The organism is Burkholderia sp. SR8 (assembly GCF_052851275.1).
This window is the reverse complement of sequence record NZ_JAULUC010000007.1, coordinates 270,584-290,254: the sequence shown is the minus strand read 5'-3', so window position 1 is coordinate 290,254 and position 19,671 is coordinate 270,584. Positions and strand designations below refer to the sequence as shown.

General features: G+C 64.5%; 15 protein-coding genes. 11 read left to right on the top strand and 4 right to left on the bottom strand.

The features are described 5' to 3' along the window. The first annotated feature begins 89 nt into the window (after positions 1–89). From typA to Q3A80_RS11915, 6 genes are all read left to right on the top strand, one after another. A complete protein-coding gene (gene typA / locus Q3A80_RS11940; RefSeq protein WP_059467636.1) occupies positions 90–1,916 on the top strand; it encodes a translational GTPase TypA in 1,827 nt (608 codons plus the stop codon). Between the two features lie 316 nt (positions 1,917–2,232). Further along, positions 2,233–5,097: a 2-oxoglutarate dehydrogenase E1 component gene (locus tag Q3A80_RS11935; RefSeq protein WP_446329231.1), complete on the top strand. Its 2,865-nt coding sequence runs from the start codon at positions 2,233–2,235 to the stop codon at positions 5,095–5,097. Between the two features lie 136 nt (positions 5,098–5,233). Continuing rightward, entirely contained in the window at positions 5,234–6,508 is a 1,275-nt protein-coding gene (gene odhB, locus Q3A80_RS11930) for a 2-oxoglutarate dehydrogenase complex dihydrolipoyllysine-residue succinyltransferase (RefSeq protein ID WP_040144057.1), read from the top strand. An 81-nt stretch (positions 6,509–6,589) separates the two neighbouring features. Beyond that, positions 6,590–8,020, top strand: coding sequence for a dihydrolipoyl dehydrogenase (gene lpdA, locus Q3A80_RS11925; protein WP_174926064.1), 1,431 nt, complete (start codon positions 6,590–6,592; stop codon positions 8,018–8,020). Between the two features lie 100 nt (positions 8,021–8,120). Further along, entirely contained in the window at positions 8,121–9,218 is a 1,098-nt protein-coding gene (zapE, locus tag Q3A80_RS11920) for a cell division protein ZapE (protein WP_446329230.1), read from the top strand. Between the two features lie 144 nt (positions 9,219–9,362). Beyond that, positions 9,363–9,773, top strand: coding sequence for a transposase (locus Q3A80_RS11915; RefSeq protein WP_446329229.1), 411 nt, complete (start codon positions 9,363–9,365; stop codon positions 9,771–9,773). 107 nt (positions 9,774–9,880) lie between these two features. Here Q3A80_RS11915 and Q3A80_RS11910 read toward each other — a convergent pair whose 3' ends face one another. From Q3A80_RS11910 to Q3A80_RS11895, 4 genes are all read right to left on the bottom strand, one after another. Then, positions 9,881–10,342, bottom strand: coding sequence for a DUF2147 domain-containing protein (locus Q3A80_RS11910; RefSeq protein ID WP_446329228.1), 462 nt, complete (start codon positions 10,340–10,342; stop codon positions 9,881–9,883). 166 nt (positions 10,343–10,508) lie between these two features. Next, on the bottom strand, positions 10,509–12,194 hold the full coding sequence (locus Q3A80_RS11905; protein WP_446329227.1) for a ShlB/FhaC/HecB family hemolysin secretion/activation protein: 1,686 nt from the start codon (positions 12,192–12,194) through the stop codon (positions 10,509–10,511). Between the two features lie 144 nt (positions 12,195–12,338). Further along, entirely contained in the window at positions 12,339–13,685 is a 1,347-nt protein-coding gene (locus Q3A80_RS11900) for a collagen-like triple helix repeat-containing protein (RefSeq protein WP_446329226.1), read from the bottom strand. Positions 13,686–13,725: 40 nt separating this feature from the next. Further along, positions 13,726–15,390, bottom strand: a complete 1,665-nt coding sequence (locus Q3A80_RS11895; RefSeq protein WP_446329225.1) for a collagen-like triple helix repeat-containing protein — start codon at positions 15,388–15,390, stop codon at positions 13,726–13,728. Between the two features lie 666 nt (positions 15,391–16,056). On the opposite strand from Q3A80_RS11895, the gene Q3A80_RS11890 reads away from it, so the two are divergent. From Q3A80_RS11890 to Q3A80_RS11870, 5 genes are all read left to right on the top strand, one after another. Beyond that, positions 16,057–16,224: a Flp family type IVb pilin gene (locus tag Q3A80_RS11890; protein WP_446329224.1), complete on the top strand. Its 168-nt coding sequence runs from the start codon at positions 16,057–16,059 to the stop codon at positions 16,222–16,224. An 88-nt stretch (positions 16,225–16,312) separates the two neighbouring features. Continuing rightward, positions 16,313–16,807 (top strand): A24 family peptidase, encoded by a 495-nt coding sequence (locus Q3A80_RS11885; protein WP_446329223.1) that lies wholly within the window; start codon positions 16,313–16,315, stop codon positions 16,805–16,807. Further along, entirely contained in the window at positions 16,807–17,283 is a 477-nt protein-coding gene (locus Q3A80_RS11880; protein ID WP_446329222.1) for a TadE/TadG family type IV pilus assembly protein, read from the top strand. Before Q3A80_RS11885 ends, Q3A80_RS11880 begins: the two co-directional genes overlap by 1 nt. A gap of 97 nt (positions 17,284–17,380) precedes the next feature. Further along, the gene (gene cpaB / locus Q3A80_RS11875; RefSeq protein ID WP_446329221.1) at positions 17,381–18,280 is read left to right on the top strand and encodes a Flp pilus assembly protein CpaB; all 900 of its coding nucleotides are present in this window, start codon (positions 17,381–17,383) and stop codon (positions 18,278–18,280) included. A 51-nt stretch (positions 18,281–18,331) separates the two neighbouring features. Then, entirely contained in the window at positions 18,332–19,666 is a 1,335-nt protein-coding gene (locus Q3A80_RS11870) for a type II and III secretion system protein family protein (protein ID WP_446329220.1), read from the top strand. The last annotated feature ends 5 nt before the right edge of the window (positions 19,667–19,671 follow it).

The window sequence follows — 19,671 nt, the reverse complement described above, 5'->3', positions numbered from 1 at the left end:
ATTTGCGGTTTCCAAGCTGCAACGCGCGCGCACGTGTCCCGGTGACTGACGAGCGTGCGCGTTTGCGCGTTCAACGATTTCAGGTTTCTATGACCCGCGCCCTTCGCAATATCGCCATCATCGCTCACGTCGACCACGGCAAGACCACGCTCGTCGACCAACTGCTTCGCCAGTCCGGCACCTTCCGCGAGAACCAGCAGATTGCCGAACGGGTGATGGACTCGAACGACATCGAAAAAGAGCGCGGGATCACGATTCTCGCGAAGAACTGCGCGGTCGAATACGAAGGCACGCACATCAACATCGTCGACACGCCGGGGCACGCGGACTTCGGTGGCGAGGTGGAGCGCGTGCTGTCGATGGTCGACTCGGTGCTGCTGCTCGTCGACGCGGTCGAGGGCCCGATGCCGCAGACGCGCTTCGTCACGAAGAAGGCGCTCGCGCTCGGCCTGAAGCCGATCGTCGTCATCAACAAGATCGACCGTCCGGGCGCGCGGATCGACTGGGTCATCAACCAGACCTTCGACCTGTTCGACAAGCTCGGCGCGACCGAAGAGCAGCTCGATTTCCCGATCGTGTACGCATCGGGCCTGAACGGCTACGCGTCGCTCGATCCGGCGACCCGCGAAGGCGACATGCGCCCGCTGTTCGAGGCGATCCTCGCGCACGTGCCGGTTCGCCCGGCCGATCCGGAAGCGCCGCTGCAACTCCAGATCACGTCGCTCGACTATTCGACGTACGTCGGCCGGATCGGCGTCGGCCGCATCACGCGCGGCCGTATCAAGCCGGGCCAGCCGGTCGTGATGCGCTTCGGCCCGGAAGGCGACGTGCTGAACCGCAAGATCAACCAGGTGCTGTCGTTCAAGGGCCTCGAGCGCGTGCAGGTCGAGTCGGCCGAAGCGGGCGACATCGTGCTGATCAACGGTATTGAAGACGTCGGCATCGGCGCGACCATCTGCGCGGTCGACACGCCGGAAGCGCTGCCGATGATCACCGTCGACGAGCCGACGCTGACGATGAACTTCCTCGTCAACTCGTCGCCGCTCGCCGGCCGCGAAGGCAAGTTCGTGACGAGCCGCCAGATCCGCGACCGCCTGATGAAGGAACTGAACCACAACGTCGCGCTGCGCGTGAAGGACACGGGCGACGAAACGGTGTTCGAAGTGTCGGGCCGCGGCGAACTGCACCTGACGATTCTCGTCGAGAACATGCGCCGCGAAGGCTATGAGCTCGCCGTGTCGCGTCCGCGCGTCGTGATGCAGGAAATCGACGGCGTGCGCCACGAGCCGTACGAGCTGCTGACCGTCGACGTCGAAGACGAACACCAGGGCGGCGTGATGGAAGAGCTCGGCCGCCGCAAGGGCGAGATGCTCGACATGGCATCGGACGGCCGCGGCCGTACGCGTCTGGAATACAAGATCTCGGCGCGCGGCCTGATCGGCTTCCAGAGCGAATTCCTGACGCTCACGCGCGGCACGGGCCTGATGAGCCACATCTTCGATTCGTACGCGCCGGTCAAGGACGGTTCGGTCTTCGAACGCCGCAACGGCGTGCTGATCTCGCAGGACGACGGCGCGGCGGTCGCGTACGCCCTGTGGAAGCTGCAGGATCGCGGCCGCATGTTCGTGAAGCCGGGCGACGCGCTGTATGAGGGCATGATCATCGGCATCCACAGCCGCGACAACGACCTCGTCGTGAACCCGATCAAGGGCAAGCAGCTGACCAACGTGCGCGCATCGGGCACCGACGAAGCCGTGCGTCTCGTGCCGCCGGTCCAGATGTCGCTCGAATACGCGGTCGAATTCATCGACGACGACGAGCTCGTCGAGGTGACGCCGCAGTCGATCCGCCTGCGCAAGCGCTTCCTGAAGGAGCATGAGCGTCGCCGCGCGAGCCGCGAAGGCGCGGTCGACTAAGCATCGAGCGTTCCCGCGCATCACGGAAAAGGCCGCCTTCGGGCGGCCTTTTTTGCATTCGCGCGACGCGCAATCCGGTCGATTGCAAAACACTGTTCCCCGCGGTCGCTGCAATCCGGCAAAACCCCGCCGCGCGGGCTTTCACGCGCATTTCGTCGTGAACTCCGGTATCGGTTCTGTGATATGCTGCGCGCACGCAAGTTTTAGGTCCTTCCAAGCAAGACTTGATTCGCAATCCGCTAAACGGTCAGGCCGTGTCGCGGAAGGTTGAGTAACCCGCTATTTCTCGAGAAGCTCGAAGAAAGGTGAGCGTAAAATGTCAGATGTAATGAAGCAGTTTCAGCTGAACTCCTATCTGTTCGGCGGCAATGCTTCGTACGTTGAAGAACTGTACGATGCATACCTCAACAATCCGGCGTCGGTGCCGGAGAACTGGCGAGAGTATTTCGACGCGCTGCAGAACGTGCCTGCAACCGACGGTTCGAACGCCAATGACGTCGCTCACTTCCCGATCGTCGAATCGTTCGCCGAGCGTGCGAAGGCCAATGCCTTCATCCCGCGCGAAAGCACCAGCAATCTGGCGACCGCGCGCAAGCAGGTCCACGTCCAGTCCCTGATCAGCGCCTACCGCTTCCTCGGCTCGCAATGGGCCAATCTGGATCCGCTGAAGCGTCGCGAACGTCCCGCCATCCCCGAACTCGAACCTGCTTTCTACGACTTCTCCGAAGGCGATCTCGACCAGACGTACAGCGCGAGCAACCTGTATTTCGGTTTCGACCAGGCTTCGCTGCGCGACATCGTCAAGGGCTTGCGTGACACGTACTGCGGCACGATCGGCGCCGAGTTCATGTACATCAGCGACCCGGAGCAGAAGCGCTGGTGGCAGGAGCGCCTGGAATCGATCCGCGCGACGCCGGCCTTCTCGGCCGACAAGAAGAAGCACATCCTGAATCGCCTGACGGCAGCGGAAGGCCTCGAGCGTTATCTGCACACCAAGTACGTCGGCCAGAAGCGCTTCTCGCTCGAAGGCGGCGAAAGCTTCATCGCGGCGATGGACGAAGTCGTCCAGCACGCGGGCAAGCGCGGCGTGCAGGAAATCATCATCGGCATGGCGCACCGCGGCCGCCTGAACGTGCTGGTCAATACGCTGGGCAAGATGCCGGCCGACCTGTTCGCCGAATTCGAAGGCAAGCACGTCGACGACCTGCCGGCCGGTGACGTGAAGTATCACAAGGGCTTCTCGTCGGACGTGTCGACGGAAGGCGGCCCGGTCCACCTGTCGCTCGCGTTCAACCCGTCGCACCTCGAAATCGTGAACCCGGTGGTCGAAGGTTCGGCGAAGGCGCGGATGGACCGCCGCGGCGACGAAGACGGCCTGCAGGTGCTGCCGGTGCAGATCCACGGCGATGCGGCCTTCGCCGGCCAGGGCGTCGTGATGGAAACGCTGAACCTCGCGCAGACGCGCGGCTACGGCACGCACGGCACGCTGCACATCGTCATCAACAACCAGATCGGCTTCACGACGTCCGACCCGCGCGACGCGCGCTCGACGCTGTACTGTACCGACGTGGTCAAGATGATCGAAGCGCCGGTGCTGCACGTGAACGGCGACGATCCGGAAGCCGTCGTGCTCGCGATCCAGATCGCGATCGACTACCGGATGCAGTTCCACAAGGATGTCGTGATCGACATCGTCTGCTTCCGCAAGCTGGGTCACAACGAGCAGGACACGCCGGCCGTCACGCAGCCGCTGATGTACAAGAAGATCGCGCAGCACCCGGGCACCCGTGCGCTGTACGCCGAGAAGCTCGTGCAGCAGGGCGTGATCACCGCGGAAGACGCCGACAACTACGTGAAGGCGTACCGCAAGGCGATGGACGACGGTCACCACACCGTCGATCCGGTCCTGTCGAACTACAAGAGCAAGTACGCGGTCGACTGGGTGCCGTTCCTGAACCGCAAGTGGACGGACGCGGCCGATACGGCCGTGCCGCTCGCCGAACTGAAGCGCCTGGGCGAACGCATCACGACGGTCCCGGAAAACTTCAAGGTTCACCCGCTCGTCGAGCGCGTGATCAACGACCGCCGCAACATGGCGCGCGGCGACCAGCCGCTCGACTGGGGCATGGGCGAACACCTCGCATTCGCGTCGCTCGTCGCATCGGGCTACTCGGTGCGCCTGACGGGCCAGGACTCGGGCCGCGGCACGTTCACGCACCGCCACGCGGTGCTGCACGACCAGAATCGCGAGCGCTGGAACGACGGCACGTACGTGCCGCTGCAGAACATCGCCGACGGTCAGGCGAAGTTCACGGTGATCGACTCGGTGCTGTCGGAAGAAGCGGTGCTGGGTTTCGAATACGGTTACTCGACCGCCGAGCCGAACACGCTCGTGCTGTGGGAAGCGCAGTTCGGCGACTTCGTGAACGGCGCGCAGGTCGTGATCGACCAGTTCATCTCGTCGGGCGAAGTGAAGTGGGGCCGCGTGTCGGGTCTCACGATGCTGCTGCCGCACGGCTACGAAGGCCAGGGTCCGGAACACTCGTCCACGCGTATCGAGCGTTTCCTGCAGCTGTGTGCCGATCACAACATGCAGGTCGTCCAGCCGACGACGCCGGCGCAGATCTTCCACCTGCTGCGCCGCCAGATGATCCGCCTGTTCCGCAAGCCGCTGATCGTCGCCACGCCGAAGTCGCTGCTGCGCCACAAGGAAGCGGTGTCGGACCTGTCGGAACTCGCGAAGGGTTCGTTCCAGCCGGTGCTGGGCGAAACCGACGGCGGCATCGACGCGAAGAAGGTCAAGCGCGTGCTGGTGTGCTCGGGCCGCGTGTACTACGACCTCGTCGCGCACCGCCGCGAAGCGAAGGCGAACGACGTCGCGATCATCCGTATCGAGCAGCTGTATCCGTTCGCGCACAAGCAGTTCGAAGCCGAAATGAAGAAGTACGAGAACGCGACTGAAGTGGTCTGGGTGCAGGACGAGCCGCAGAACCAGGGCCCCTGGTTCTACGTCGAGCACCACCTGAAGGAAGGCATGAAGGAAGGGCAGAAGCTGGCATACAGCGGCCGTCCGGCTTCGGCCTCGCCGGCGGTCGGCTACTACGCGAAGCACTACGAGCAGCAGAAGGCCCTCATCGAAGGTGCGTTCGGCCGCCTGAAGAGCGCATCGATCGCGAAATAATCGACGTCAAGCGAAACGGGAAGGCGCACTGCGCTTTCCCGTCTCTTTTGGCCCGCCGGCCGCGTCGCGCGCCGCATCGGCCGAAAGGGTCGCACGAACCTCGTCATTACCCAGATTAAGCATCCAGGAAAATCACATGGCTATCGTAGAAGTCAAAGTCCCCCAGCTTTCGGAGTCGGTTTCGGAAGCCACCATGCTGCAGTGGAAGAAGAAGCCGGGCGAAGCAGTCGCGCAGGACGAAATCCTGATCGAACTCGAGACCGACAAGGTCGTGCTCGAAGTGCCGGCACCGGCCGCGGGCGTGCTCGCGCAAGTGCTGCAGAACGACGGTGACACGGTCGTTGCCGACCAGGTCATCGCAACGATCGACACCGAAGCGAAGGCCGGTGCTGCAGAAGCAGCGGCGGGCGCCGCGGAAGTGAAGCCGGCGGCAGCGCCTGCTGCAGCCGCACCGGCAGCCCAGCCGGCAGCCGCAACCGCATCGAGCTCGGCCGCCGCATCGCCGGCCGCAGCGAAGCTGCTGGCCGAGAAGGGCCTGTCGGCAGGCGACGTCGCGGGTTCGGGCCGCGACGGCCGCGTCACGAAGGGCGACGCGCTGGCCGCGGGCGCACCGAAAGCTGCTCCGGCCGCCGCACCGGCGAAGACCGCCGCTGCGAAGCCGTCGCTGCCGGAAGTGAAGGTGCCGGCATCGGCCACGACGTGGCTCAACGACCGTCCGGAACAGCGCGTGCCGATGTCGCGTCTGCGTGCGCGTATCGCCGAGCGTCTGCTCGAATCGCAGCAGACCAACGCGATCCTGACGACGTTCAACGAAGTCAACATGCAGCCGGTCATGGACCTGCGCGCGAAGTACAAGGACAAGTTCGAGAAGGAACATGGCGTGAAGCTCGGCTTCATGTCGTTCTTCGTGAAGGCGGCCGTGCACGCGCTGAAGAAGTTCCCGCTGGTGAACGCGTCGATCGACGGTAACGACATCGTCTATCACGGCTACTTCGACATCGGTATCGCGGTCGGTTCGCCGCGCGGCCTGGTCGTGCCGATCCTGCGCAACGCGGATCAGCTGAGCCTCGCCGAGATCGAAAAGAAGATCGCCGAATTCGGCCAGAAGGCGAAGGACGGCAAGCTGTCGATCGAGGAAATGACGGGCGGTACGTTCTCGATCTCGAACGGCGGCGTGTTCGGCTCGATGCTGTCGACCCCGATCATCAACCCGCCGCAGTCGGCCATCCTCGGCGTGCACGCGACGAAGGAGCGCCCGGTTGTCGAAAACGGCCAGATCGTGATCCGTCCGATCAACTACCTGGCACTGTCGTACGACCACCGGATCATCGATGGCCGCGAAGCGGTGCTGTCGCTCGTCGCGATGAAGGACGCGCTGGAAGATCCGGCACGCCTGCTGCTCGACCTGTAAGCCGAGTCTCACCGCATTGACCCGCTCCGCAGGTTCGCGCCCACGCGCGAGCCTGCGGGCGTACAAGTAGAAAGGATTGTCATGTCCAAGGAATTTGACGTCGTCGTGATCGGCGCCGGCCCCGGTGGCTACATCGCCGCGATTCGCGCCGCGCAGCTCGGCAAGACCGTTGCCTGTATCGAGAAGTGGAAGAACCCGGCCGGCGCGCTGAAGCTCGGCGGCACCTGCCTGAACGTCGGCTGCATTCCGTCGAAGGCGCTGCTCGCGTCGTCGGAAGAGTTCGAGAACACGTCGCATCACCTGGCCGATCACGGCATCACGGTCGATGGCGTGAAGATCGACGTCGCGAAGATGCTCGGCCGCAAGGACGCGATCGTCGAGAAGATGACGAGCGGGATCGAGTTCCTGTTCAAGAAGAACAAGATCACCTGGCTGAAGGGCCATGGCAAGTTCACCGGCAAGACCGACGCCGGCGTGCAGATCGAAGTGAGCGGCGAAGGCGAAGCCGAAGTCGTCACGGCGAAGAACGTGATCATCGCGACGGGCTCGAAGGCGCGTCACCTGCCGAACATCCCGGTCGACAACAAGATCGTGTCGGACAACGAAGGCGCGCTGACGTTCGACTCGGTGCCGAAGAAGCTCGCCGTGATCGGCGCAGGCGTGATCGGCCTCGAGCTCGGCTCGGTGTGGCGTCGCCTCGGTGCCGAAGTGACGGTGCTCGAAGCACTGCCGGCGTTCCTCGGCGCAGCCGACGAAGCGCTCGCGAAGGAAGCGGCGAAGCTGTTCAAGAAGCAGGGCCTCGACATCCATCTCGGCGTGAAGATCGGCGACGTGAAGACGACCGCGGACGGCGTGTCGATCGCCTACACGGACAAGGACGGCAACGCGCAGACGCTCGACGCCGACCGCCTGATCGTGTCGGTCGGCCGCGTGCCGAACACCGACAACCTCGGCCTCGAGGCGATCGGCCTGAAGGCGAACGAGCGCGGCTTCATCGACGTGGACGACCACTGCCGCACGGCCGTGCCGAACGTCTACGCGATCGGCGACGTGGTGCGCGGCCCGATGCTCGCGCACAAGGCGGAAGACGAGGGCGTGCTGGTCGCGGAAGTGATCGACGGCCAGAAGCCGCACATCGACTACAACTGCATTCCGTGGGTGATCTACACGTACCCGGAAATCGCATGGGTCGGCAAGACGGAACAGCAGCTGAAGGCCGAAGGCCGCGAGATCAAGTCGGGCAAGTTCCCGTTCTCGATCAACGGCCGTGCGCTCGGCATGAACGCGCCGGACGGTTTCGTGAAGATGATCGCGGACGCGAAGACCGACGAACTGCTCGGCGTGCACGTGATCGCGGCGAACGCGTCGGACCTGATCGCGGAAGCCGTGGTGGCGATGGAGTTCAAGGCGGCGTCGGAAGACATCGCCCGCATCTGCCATCCGCACCCGTCGATGTCGGAAGTGATGCGCGAAGCGGCGCTCGCGGTCGACAAGCGCTCGCTGAACAGCTGAGCGCGGTATAGCGCCGGCCGGCCGTTTGGCCGGCGCAGCCGTCTCATGACGAAGGCGGGCGGGATTTCCCGCTCGCCTTCGTTTTTTCCGGTTTGTCCCGATGAACGTCACCGAATACTACACGCGCGAATTGACCACGCGCGGCTATCAGTCCGATCCCGCACAGCGCGCAGCCGTCGATCGCCTGCAGCGCTGCTTCGACGAGTGGGTCGACTACAAGGCGCGCCGCTCGAACGCATTCAAGAAGCTCATCAATCATCCGGACCTGCCGCGCGGCGTCTACATGTGGGGCGGCGTCGGCCGCGGCAAGAGCTTCCTGATGGACAGCTTCTACGCGGTGGTGCCCGTGCAGCGCAAGACGCGCCTGCACTTCCACGAATTCATGCGCGAAGTGCACCGCGAACTCGAGGAACTGAAGGGGCAGGCCGATCCGCTCGACGAACTCGCGCGGCGCATCGCGAAGCGTTACCGGCTGATCTGCTTCGACGAATTCCACGTGTCGGACATCGCGGACGCGATGATCCTGTACCGGCTGCTCGATCGCCTGTTCAACAACGGCGTGCAGTTCGTGATGACGTCCAACTACGATCCCGACGACCTGTATCCCGACGGCCTGCATCGCGACCGCATGCTGCCGGCGATTGCATTGATCAAGCAGAAGCTCGACGTGTTGAACGTCGACGCGGGCGTCGACTATCGTCAGCGCACGCTCGCGCAGGTGCAGATGTATCACACGCCACTCGGCGCGGATGCCGACCGCGAACTGCGTCATGCATTCGCGAAGCTCGCCGCGGTGCCGGACGAAAGCCCGATCCTGCACATCGAGAAGCGCGAGCTGAAGGCGCTGCGCAAGGCCGACGGGGTCGTGTGGTTCGATTTCGCGACGCTGTGCGGCGGCCCGCGCTCGCAGAACGACTATCTCGAGCTGGCCAGCCGCTTCCACGCGATCGTGCTGTCGGAAGTGCCGCAGATGTCGCCGCGGATGGCGTCCGAGGCGCGCCGCTTCACGTGGCTCATCGACGTGCTGTACGACCACAAGGTCAAGCTGCTGATGTCGGCGGCGGTGCCGGCGGAGCAGCTGTACATCGAAGGGCCGATGGCGAACGAATTCGCGCGCACGGTATCGCGGATCGTCGAGATGCAGTCGAAGGAATACCTCGAAACGCCGCGCCGCATCGTCGATACTTCGCTCACCTGATCGCAGCGCCCGGCAAGTGACGCGCTTCAATCGTCAATTCCGGTCAAATTCCGGCGATCTCGGGGCATTTTCGGACTCGTCTTATATTCACCGCTGAGGTCAGCCGATATCGTTGTGTCATGGTTCCCAAGGCTGGAGATGTCCATGACACCGTATCGAGATCTGACCGACCACCAGTGGCGCGCCGTCGTGCCGCTTCTGCCCGAAATGCAGCCGCGCACCGAGTTGCGCGGCCGGCCACTGGCCAACACGCGCGCCGTCCTGAACGGCGTACTGTGGGTGATCTATAGCGGCGCGACGTGGTCCGCGATGCCGCGCCGTTATCCGTCGTATCAGACGTGCCATCGCCGCTTCAAGGTGTGGCACGACACCGGCACGCTGATGCAGGTGATGCGCGAGCTGTATGGCGACGTCGGCGTCAATCTGTGCAACGAACTGTCGACGCGAATGCGCAAGCACGCGCAGTCGAAGGCGGCCGAGGTGCGAAGTGCCGCAGTGCCGGTGTATCGCGCGCCGGGCAGCTATGCGCCGGATACGATGAAGCACGCAGCATGATGGCGGCTGATTTCATTCACGCGCACATCAAAACAAAATCGGCCTGACGACATCGTCGCAGGCCGATTTTTTTATTGCGTCGCGCGTATCGATGCGCGCCGCGGCACTTACTGCGCGCGAACCCAGGTCTGCGACCGGCCGAGCAGCGATACGCCGATGTAGCCGCGCACGACGAGCTTCTGGCCGCCGTCTTCCAGCGCCATCTTGCACTTGTAGACCTTGCCGTTTTCCGGGTCGAGGATGTTGCCGCCGTCCCAGTGATCGCCGTCCTTCTTCATCGCCTTGATGATCGTCATGCCCTTGATGAGCTGATCCTTGCGCTCGTCCGTGCATGCGGTGCAGCGGCGATCGGGCGTATCGTTCGCGCCGAGGCCCTTGACGACCTTGCCCGACAGCGTGCCGTCGCCGTCATCGGCGATCTGCACGAGTGCCTTCGGCTGATGCGTGTTGTCGTCGATCGTCTGCCACATGCCGACGGGGCTGTCGGACTGGGCGAAGGTGGGGGCGGCGCAGGCGAGCAGCGCGCTTGCGACGGCCAGTGCGCGCAACGGGCGGGTCAGTTGAATCATTGTCTTCCTCCTTGTTTCATGTCGTGTTCGATGTGCCCGCACGACCGTCTGCATGGGGCGGTGGCTTGTTGCGAGCTTCGCCAGAATACGTGAAACCGCGCGCCGCGTTTGATAGAGGGGACTCTAATCGAAACAGCCCGCTGGACGCGGGCTGTTTGGTGTCCGATCAGTTGAGCTGATAGGAGAACGCCGCATTCACGCGTGGACTGCGCGATGCGCTTTCAACCGGCGCATCGCCGACCGGCTTCGCGATATTCAGGTCGAGACTGTAGTAACGGCTGTCGGTAAACCGTACGCCGATACCGACCGACGATAGCCGGCTCGGCGACGGCGTGCCGGTATGCAGGTACACGCGCGCCATGTCGTACGCGATGTACGGCGTGATCGATTTCATGTACGTCCAGCCCGGCGTGAACCCGCGATTGACCTCGAGCGACATCCCCCAGCCGGAGTCGCCCGACGTTTCGCCGGGCTGGTAGCCGAGCGCATAGCGCGTCGAACCGAACGAAATCTGTTCGGACGTCGGCAGCGAATCGGGGCTGTACTGGCCGGTCAGCGAGACCGACGTGCCGATCTTGAACGGCCATTCGTTGGTCTGCGTGAACGTCGCGCCGGTGCGCACGAACGTCAGCGAAATCGGGCTGTCCACCGACGTCGTGTTCGAGCCGATCGTGATGTCCTGCGCCTTCGATGCGCCGAGGATGTTGAAACCCTTCGCGACGTTGACGCTCAGCTTCTGCACCTGCTTGTCCGACACGCTCGTGTAGTCGAGCTGCAGTTGCAGCACGCGCACTTGCGAGCGGGTGTCGATGCTGTTGCCGTTCAGCTTGCTCTGGTAACGGTCTTCGTTGTGCGACGCATAGCCCGACACGGTGCCGAGCAGGCTGCGCTGGTTGTTCAGCAGCAACGGATAGGATGCCGAAAGGCCGAGCTTCTCGTTCTTCACGGTACGCTCGACGCTCGACGGCAGGCCGGGGTTGTCGGTCGGCTTGCCACGGTACGTGCTGGCATCGAGACGTGTGACGAGGCCGCTGCTGCCGACCGGCACCGCGCCGCTGAACGCGACGTAGGTCTGCTTGTCGCGTCCGGGCGGCACCAGCGCGGAAATGCTCAGTTGCTCGCCGAACGACGTGAGGCCGTTTTCGGTCGCGGTGATGAGGCCCTGCACGCCCGGGTGATTGAAATCGATGCCCGTGCTGATGTTGAATGCCTTGCGGTCGACCGCCAGTTCGAGCGTCGTCGCGCCGTCGGTCGTCTGCGGCGGCGGCACGTTCGCCTTCACCGACACGCCGGGCAGCAGGCCGAACGTGTTCACGTAGCGTTCGAACGTCGCGCGGCGCAGCGGGCGGTCGGCCGTGATGTGCGCGGCGATCGCGCGGATCTTCGATTCCATCGCGCCGGGCTTGCCGGTGACCTTGACGTCCGCCACGTAGCCTTCGACCACCGTCACGCGCACGACGCCGTTCTCGAACGTCTGCGCGGGAATGAACGCGAACGACAGGGCATAGCCGCGCTCCTGGTACAGCTTGGTCACGCCGTTGGCGGTTTCGATCAGTTCTCCGATCGTGATGTCCTTGCCGACGAGGGGCGTGAAGCGGCGCGAGATTTCGTCGAACGGTATCGACTTCACGCCTTCGACCTGGAATGTCGTTGGCGTCAGATGGCGCGACAGCAGTTCCTGCAGCTGCGGTGCCTGCGGCGCGACCTGGACGGTGACGCTCGGTCCTTTTTTCGGTGCGTTGATCTGGGGAAGGGAATCGAGCGGGTTACCCGCCGCGCGCGTCTGTGCATGTGCCGTGCCTGCTGCCGCGATCGCGAGCAGCATCATCCATCTGTCGAGTCTGGATTTCATTGTTTTTCCTCGTAGGCCTTGCTTTTCGTCTTCTTTCTAATGCGGGCGCGCGACACCGGGGTGCCGCGCGCCGCGTACCGCATTGCCGGTTGTGTTTGTACGGCCGCGCCTCCCGCTCCGGCTGCAAAGGCGCGACCGTCCTCCTTACTTGCCAACGCTGCCCAGCGTGCCCAGCAATCCCGTGACCGGCGCCAGGAGGCCCGTCGAGCTACCCGACGATGCCGAACCCGTTACGCCGCCGACGAGCGACGTGACCGGCGCGAGCGGGCTCGACGAACCCCCGGTTCCCGCTGCGCCGCCGACTGCTCCGGTGACAGTATTCAGCAAACCGGTGACGGGCGCGAGAGGGTTTGCACCGCCCGCGCCGCCCGTTGCGCCGCCGAGCGCGCCGGTGACCGTCGAGACGAGGCCGGTGACCGGTGCGAGCGGACTGCTGCCCGAGCTGCCCGTTGTGCCGCCGACCGTGCCCGTGAGCGAGCCGAGCGGCGTCGAGCCGAGGCCGGACAGCAGGCCGCCGAGCGGGTTCGTCGAGCCGGAACCCGACGACGAGCCGTTCTGAACGGTAGCCGTCGAGCCGCCGACGAGGCTCGTGATCAGGCCGGGGATCGGTGCCGCGCCATTCGGGCCGTTCGGATTCACGAGGCCGCCCGCGTTGGTCACGGTGTTGCCGACTGCGGTGACCAGCTGACCGACGTCACCGACCAGCGGCTGATTCGACGTACCGGCGACCTGCTTGCCCGCCGAGCTGATCGCGCCGCCGACCTGGCCGAGCAGGCCCGACACGGGTTGCCCGAGGCCGGTCGTCGTGCCGACCTGTTGCGTGATCTGGCCAGCGGTGATCACCAGCGGCGTGACCGCCGAGCTGAGCGGCTGCGTTACCTGCTGTACGGCACCCGACGACAGCGTCGAGCCGATCGTCGTGCCGGCCGCCGACAGGCCGTTCGCGACCGTGTCGAGGACCGTGCCGACCGGCGTCGTGACGGGCGCGAGCGGTGCGAGCTGGCCCGTGCCCAGCGCCTTGACCGTCGAGCTCAGGCCCGACACCGTGTTGCTCGTCGCGCCGACGACATTGCCGAGGCCGGCGACCGTCGTGCCGACGGGATCGTTGATCGAGCCGGTTTGTCCGAGCCCGTTGCTCAACGCGTCCGCGGCCGCGTTGATGATCGTGCCGGTGCTCGATACGGTGCTGCCGACGCCCTTCGTCACGCCGTCGCCGAGACCCGGCACGCTGACGTTGCCGATCGTGCTGCCGAGGTCGGTCGCGGTCTGGCCGAGCGTGCTGACGGCGCCCTTGGTACCGGACGTCGTGCCGCTGGTGCCGCTCGTTCCGCTGGTACCGCTCGTGCCGCTGGAGCTGCCGCCGTTGTTGCTGCTCGGCGGCGCACTGACGCTGTTGCCGCCGCACGCGGCGAGCAGGCACGCCGTCGCGAAAACGGTAAGGGGCACGCGCCATTGGTGCAGGGCGGTGGTCGTGATGGAACGCTTGGACATGATGGACTCCTCGCTGTCTTGTCGATGAACGGATGTCGGGTTACTTGTGCGTGCCGCCAAGCAGGCCGCCGATCAGCGACGTGACCGGCGAGAGCAGGTTCGTGCCGGAGCCGGAGCTCGTGACGGCGCTGGTGCCGCCGCTCAGTGTCGGTGCGCCGGCCGTGCTGGTGACTGCGGGAACCGGAGCGGCAATCGGATTGCCGCCGGCCGTTACGCTGCCGAGTGCGCCGGTGACCGTGGAGACGAGACCCGTGACCGGTGCGAGGGGACCGCCGCTGCCGCCTGCAGCGCCGCCGAGTGCGCCCGTGACGGTGGAGACTAGGCCGGTGACCGGTGCGAGCGGACCGCCGCTCGTGCCGCCTGCGGCGCCGCCGAGTGCGCCCGTGACGGTGGAAACGAGGCCGGTGACCGGAGCCAGCGGACCGCCGCTCGTGCCGCCTGCAGCGCCGCCGAGTGCGCCGGTGACGGTGGAAACGAGGCCGGTAACCGGTGCCAGCGGACCGCCGCTCGTGCCGCCTGCGGCGCCGCCGAGCGCGCCCGTGACGGTGGAGACGAGGCCGGTGATCGGTGCGAGCGGGCCGCCGCTCGTGCCGCCTGCAGCGCCGCCCAGACCGCCGACACTCCCGAGGAGGCCCGTAAGCGGCGCGAGTGGGTTGGTCACGCCGCCGGTGCCGCCGGTAAGCAGGCCGCCGACGGCCTTCACGGTATTGCCGGCCGACGAGACGGTGCCGCCGAGGCCGGTCGTGACCGGGTTGCCGCCCGTCGATGCGATCAGCGCGCCGCCCTGGTTCAGGCCGTTGCCGATCGTGCCGAGCAGCGTATTGACCGGAGCGCCGAGGCCGGTGGTCGTGCCGATCGTCTGCGTCGTCTGACCGACCATCGTCGTGATCGGCGTGATGACCGAGCTGACCGTCTGCGTGACCTGCTGGATCGGGCCGGTCGACAGCACGTTGGACAGTGTGGTGCCGCCGTTCGCTACCGCGCCGCCGACCTGCGTGACCAGGCCGCCGACGGCGCCGGTGACGGGTGCAAGCGGCGACAGCGGACCGCTGCCGAGACTCGTGACGAGGTTGCCCGTCTGCGTGACCGCGCCGCCGAGCTGGTTCACGACGCCGCCCGTGCTGGCGACCGTGACGCCGACCGGGTCTGTCGTCGCGCCGAGCTGGCCGAGGCCGCTGCCGAGGCCATTGCCCAGTGCCGTGACCGCGCCGCCGACGCTTTGCACGATGCCGCCTGCCGCCTGCGTCGTGCCCGGGTTCACGCCCGGCAGCGACTGGCTCGACACGACGCCGCCGAGGCTCGACACGGTATCGCCGAGATTGGTGATGATATTGGTGCTGCTCGCGAGGACCTTACCCACTGCATTCGACGACACGCCCGAGGTGCCGCTCGTGCCGCTGGACGTTCCGCTCGTCGTGCCGCTCGTCGTGCCGCTCGTGCTGCCGCTGGTCGACCCGCTCGTGGACCCGCTGGTCGATCCGCTGGTGCTGCCCGACGTGCTGCCGCTCGTCGAGCCGGATGTGCCACCCGAGGTGCCGCCGCCCGACGTAGAGATGGAGTCGCCGCCGCCCGAGCTCGAGCCGCCGCTGAGGCCCTTGCTGATCGAACCGGAACCGCCGCACGCGGAGAGGGAAAGCATGGCTGCCACGGTGGCCGCGATCATAGTCGTCCGGAGCGTGCCATGAGGGATAACCTGAATGTCCATTTTCGTCCTCGCATTGAAGCTGATGTTGTGTTGGGTGATGCGAGGATTACTCTGCAACTGTCGTGCCATTTCGACGGCCGTCGGTTCGACGACTGGTTTTAAACGAGGCAATTCCTTGTCGGAAAAGGAATTTATGGAAATTGAAAGATTGTTGAAACTGTTTAAGAGCGGCCGAATGAGAACGGTTTCGGCCGTTTCGTAACGTAACGTCACATCATTGGCGTTACGCGTGCGGCGTAACGTGGGGTGGGGCGCGTGCCCCGCAGGTGGCTGGAGTGTTTTACTGGTGGATTAGGCGTGCACATCTAACCTATCGTAAATCCTATGTGTAAGTCGTACCGAAACGCCGTACAAATACGTGGCGCTCGCGGAAAGTTTTTCGATCCCGTCTTGAAAGAGGTTGGAATTTAAATGGGATCGGATATAGAATCCCGGGCAGGTGTAAGGAAATGTACGGTCCGGTACACGACGTTCGAGGAGGATGACTATCGCGAATGTTAACTTGCATCAAATCGTGGTACACACCCCTCGGGGTGACATATAAAGAAAGCGCACCTGGTTGTCGTTGCCGCAGATGCAGCGAACAGCGCGGGGCAAGGGCCGGATATGCGGGGATGTACAACGTATAAAAGGCCAAAAAACGTACATACAGGCACGAGGAATAAAATGAAAGCAATCATCAAGCGTTTCCTTAAGGAAGAAGACGGGGTTACCGCAGTCGAGTACGGACTTATCGCCGGACTTATCGCCGTTGCTCTTGTTGCCGCGCTGAGTACCCTCACGGGCGGCATCTCGGGAGCATTCAGCTACATCGCAAGCCAGTTGCCGAAGTAAAGCAGAGCGTTCGCTCGTCTCCCTGTTTTTGAGGGGCGCGGATTGCTTCGGCAATCCGCGCAGGTATTTTTTGCCGCTCGGGGCGTTAATGATCCTGCTATCTGGCATCGGGGTTTTCCTCGCATGGGCGACGCTCGTCGCGCTCGGGGACATCCGCGATAGGCGCATTCCAAATTCGTTGTCGGTTGGCGGATTCGTATTTGCGCTTCTATTTGCCGGACACAACCCGTTCGGCATCTCCATCTATCAGGCGCTAATGGGTGCCGCGATCGGATGTATCGGTCTTTTCCCTTTTTTTCTGCTGCGCGTAATGGGCGCGGCTGACGTCAAGGTATTCGCGGTGCTCGGCGCGTGGTGCGGCGCATATGGGCTGCTTTGGCTCTGGATCGTGGCGAGCCTGCTTGCTTTCGCCCATGCGGGTGCGCTGTTGGCTGCGACGAGCACGCCCATATCCGCGCTATGGCAGCGCCGGTTGCCGACGATGGCGATTTCCCGTTTCCGGGCGTCGCCATATGCCGCCTTTCTCGTCATTCCAGCAGCGCTATGGCTCGTGTACCGGATTGCGACCGGAGGGCTTGGGTGATGGCGCCTTTTCACTCGCGTGAACGCGGTGCGACTGCAGTCGAATTTGCCCTGATGCTTCCCGGCTTCTTTCTCGTTCTGTACGCAATCGTTACGTACGGCATGATCTTTGCCGCGCAGCAAAATCTGACGCTCGCGGCAACGGAGGGGGCGCGTGCCGCGCTGAACTATCAACAGGTCGGAGCGGCGGCGACGCAGCAGGCAGCTCAGCAGGCGGCGCTCGCCGCGCGTGCGACTGCCGCATGTACGGCGGCGACGAACCTCACCACGTGGTTGAAAGGCGCGACATGCACGCCCACGCAGCAAGGCAACTGCAGTTACGACGGGTCGATGTATTGCGTCCAGATCACATTGACCTATCCGTATGCGACGAGTCCGTTGATTCCATCGTTGCCGTTGCTCGGTTCGCTGCTGCCGGTGCCGCAGAAACTTACGGGAACCGCGATGGTACAGATCAGTCCGGTCAACATCATTTAGGGGATGGCGCGCGGCGATGCGTCGGGTTTCGCGGTGCCCGGTGGCCAGCGTAACGCGGAGATTTCAATCGTGAGTAGCGGGGATACATAACAAAACCATGGCCAACAATCTGACGAAGATCATTGCGGGCTTGCTGATCGCGATCGCGATCCTGCTGGGCATCTACGCGTGGGTACTCGGTCGCAAGCCGGCGGCCGTCATCCCGGCGACGTCGACGGTCGCCGTGCAGAGCGTCCCCGTCGTCGTTGCGGTGCGACCGTTGCCGGCGGGCCAGCCGATTCAGGCTGAGTCGCTGCGGGTCCAGCAAGCGGCTGCTGCTCCGCAGGGCGCTTTTTCCGATCCAATGCCGCTTGTCGGCCGTATCCCGTCCAGCGATATTCCGGCGCAGGCGCCTGTGGTGGCGAGTGTGCTGTCTTCCGGTCTCGCAGAACAGATCGAACCTGGCGAGCGCGCGGTTGCAATCAAGGTTGACGAGACCAATGCGGTCGGGAACCGTGTTCGGCCGGGCAACTACGTCGACGTGTTCGTGAACCTGAAGCGAGACGGCGTGGGTGCCGCAGTAGCCGGCGTATCGACGGCGGAAATCGCCAACACGCAAGCGCGGCTGTTGATGTCGAGGGTCCGCGTGCTGGCCTTCGGCGACGCGACGACGGAGCGCGACAGTTCGAACGGCTCGGTCGTCGGCATGCGAACCGCCGTATTGGCCGTTCCCACCGCCCAGGTCGACGCGCTGACGCTGGCCGAGCAGAGCGGCCGGCTCGTGCTCGCACTGCGGAGTCCGCGCGATGAAGATGTTGCAGTGCAGACGGTCGCGATGCGCCCGGGGGCGGACAAGAGTCCGTCGGCGCTTGCAGCGACCGGGGTGATGCTCGGAGAGTTGTCCAAGAGCGCGGCCGCGCCTGCGCCGCGCACTGCGGCGCGGATGACCGTGCGCCGCTCCAATGGCGGCAGCATCGAAGTGATTCGCGCGGGGCGAGCCGAATCGGTCGCCTACTGAGCCATGCGAAGACAACCACTGGAAAAGGGGCGGTTCGATGCCTCCAAAACAATGAAGAAAAAACTGATTGCATTGGCCATCGTATTGGGTTCGTTGACCATGCAGCCGCTGTCGTACGCGGCTGATGTGAGCGGGACGATCAGTCTCGCCGTGGGTGCACAGCGACAACTCGCGACCGGACGTTCGTTGCAGCGTGTTGCAGTCGGCGATCCGTCGGTCGCAGATGTACTCATCGTGAAGGGCGGTCGCGGAGGCGTGCTGCTCGTCGCAAAGAACGCTGGATCGACGAACGTGATGATCTGGGAGCGCGGCCACGATGAACCGACGATATACAACGTGAGCGTGACGAGCGGAGCAGCGCGAGCATTGCTCGACGGGGCATCGCCGAACGTGAGCACTTATGGCGGCACGACGGTGATCGGCGGCGGATCGGCGACGCTGGAGGGTCATCAGCGCGCGGTCCATGCCGCGAAGAGTCTCGGAGGCAAGGACGGGGCGACGCTTGACGCATCGACGATTGCCGGCAAGAACGTCGTTCAGGTCGATGTGCGCGTCGTCGAATTCAGTCGCTCGGTGTTGAAACAGGCCGGCCTCAATTTCTTCAAGCAGAACAACGGGTTTTCGTTCGGATCGTTCGCTCCGTCAGGATTGACGTCGATTTCGGGCTCGCCGGGAGCGGGCGCGCTCACCTACAACACGAACGTGCCGATTTCGTCCGCATTCAACCTCGTCGTGCATTCGCTATCACGCGGGCTGTTTGCCGATCTGTCGATTCTCGAAGCGAACAATCTCGCGCGCGTGCTCGCGCAGCCGACGCTCGTTGCGTTGTCCGGGCAGAGCGCCAACTTTCTGGCGGGCGGCGAGATTCCAGTACCGGTTCCGCAATCGCTCGGGACGATCTCCATCGAGTGGAAGCCGTACGGCGTTGGGTTGACGGTTACGCCGACCGTGCTGAACCCGCGCCGGATCGCGCTCAAAGTGGCGCCCGAATCGAGTCAGCTCGATTTCGTGCATTCGATCACCATCAACGGTATCCAGGTGCCCGCGCTGACCACGCGCCGCGCCGATACAACGGTCGAACTGGGCGACGGCGAGAGTTTCGTGATCGGCGGGTTGATCGATCGCGAGACCACTTCCAACGTGAACAAGGTGCCGTTTCTGGGCGACTTGCCGATCATCGGGGCATTCTTCAAGAACTTGAGCTATCAGCAGAACGACAAGGAACTCGTCATCATCGTCACGCCCCATCTGGTCGCGCCGATTGCGCAGGGCGCGGCGTTGCCTGCGACGCCAGGCGAAATGTCCGAACAGCGTGACGGGCCGGTGTGGCGTTCGTTTGTCGGCGGCATCGCGTCGCCGGATGCGGGGCCGGGGTTCTCGAAATGAGCGCA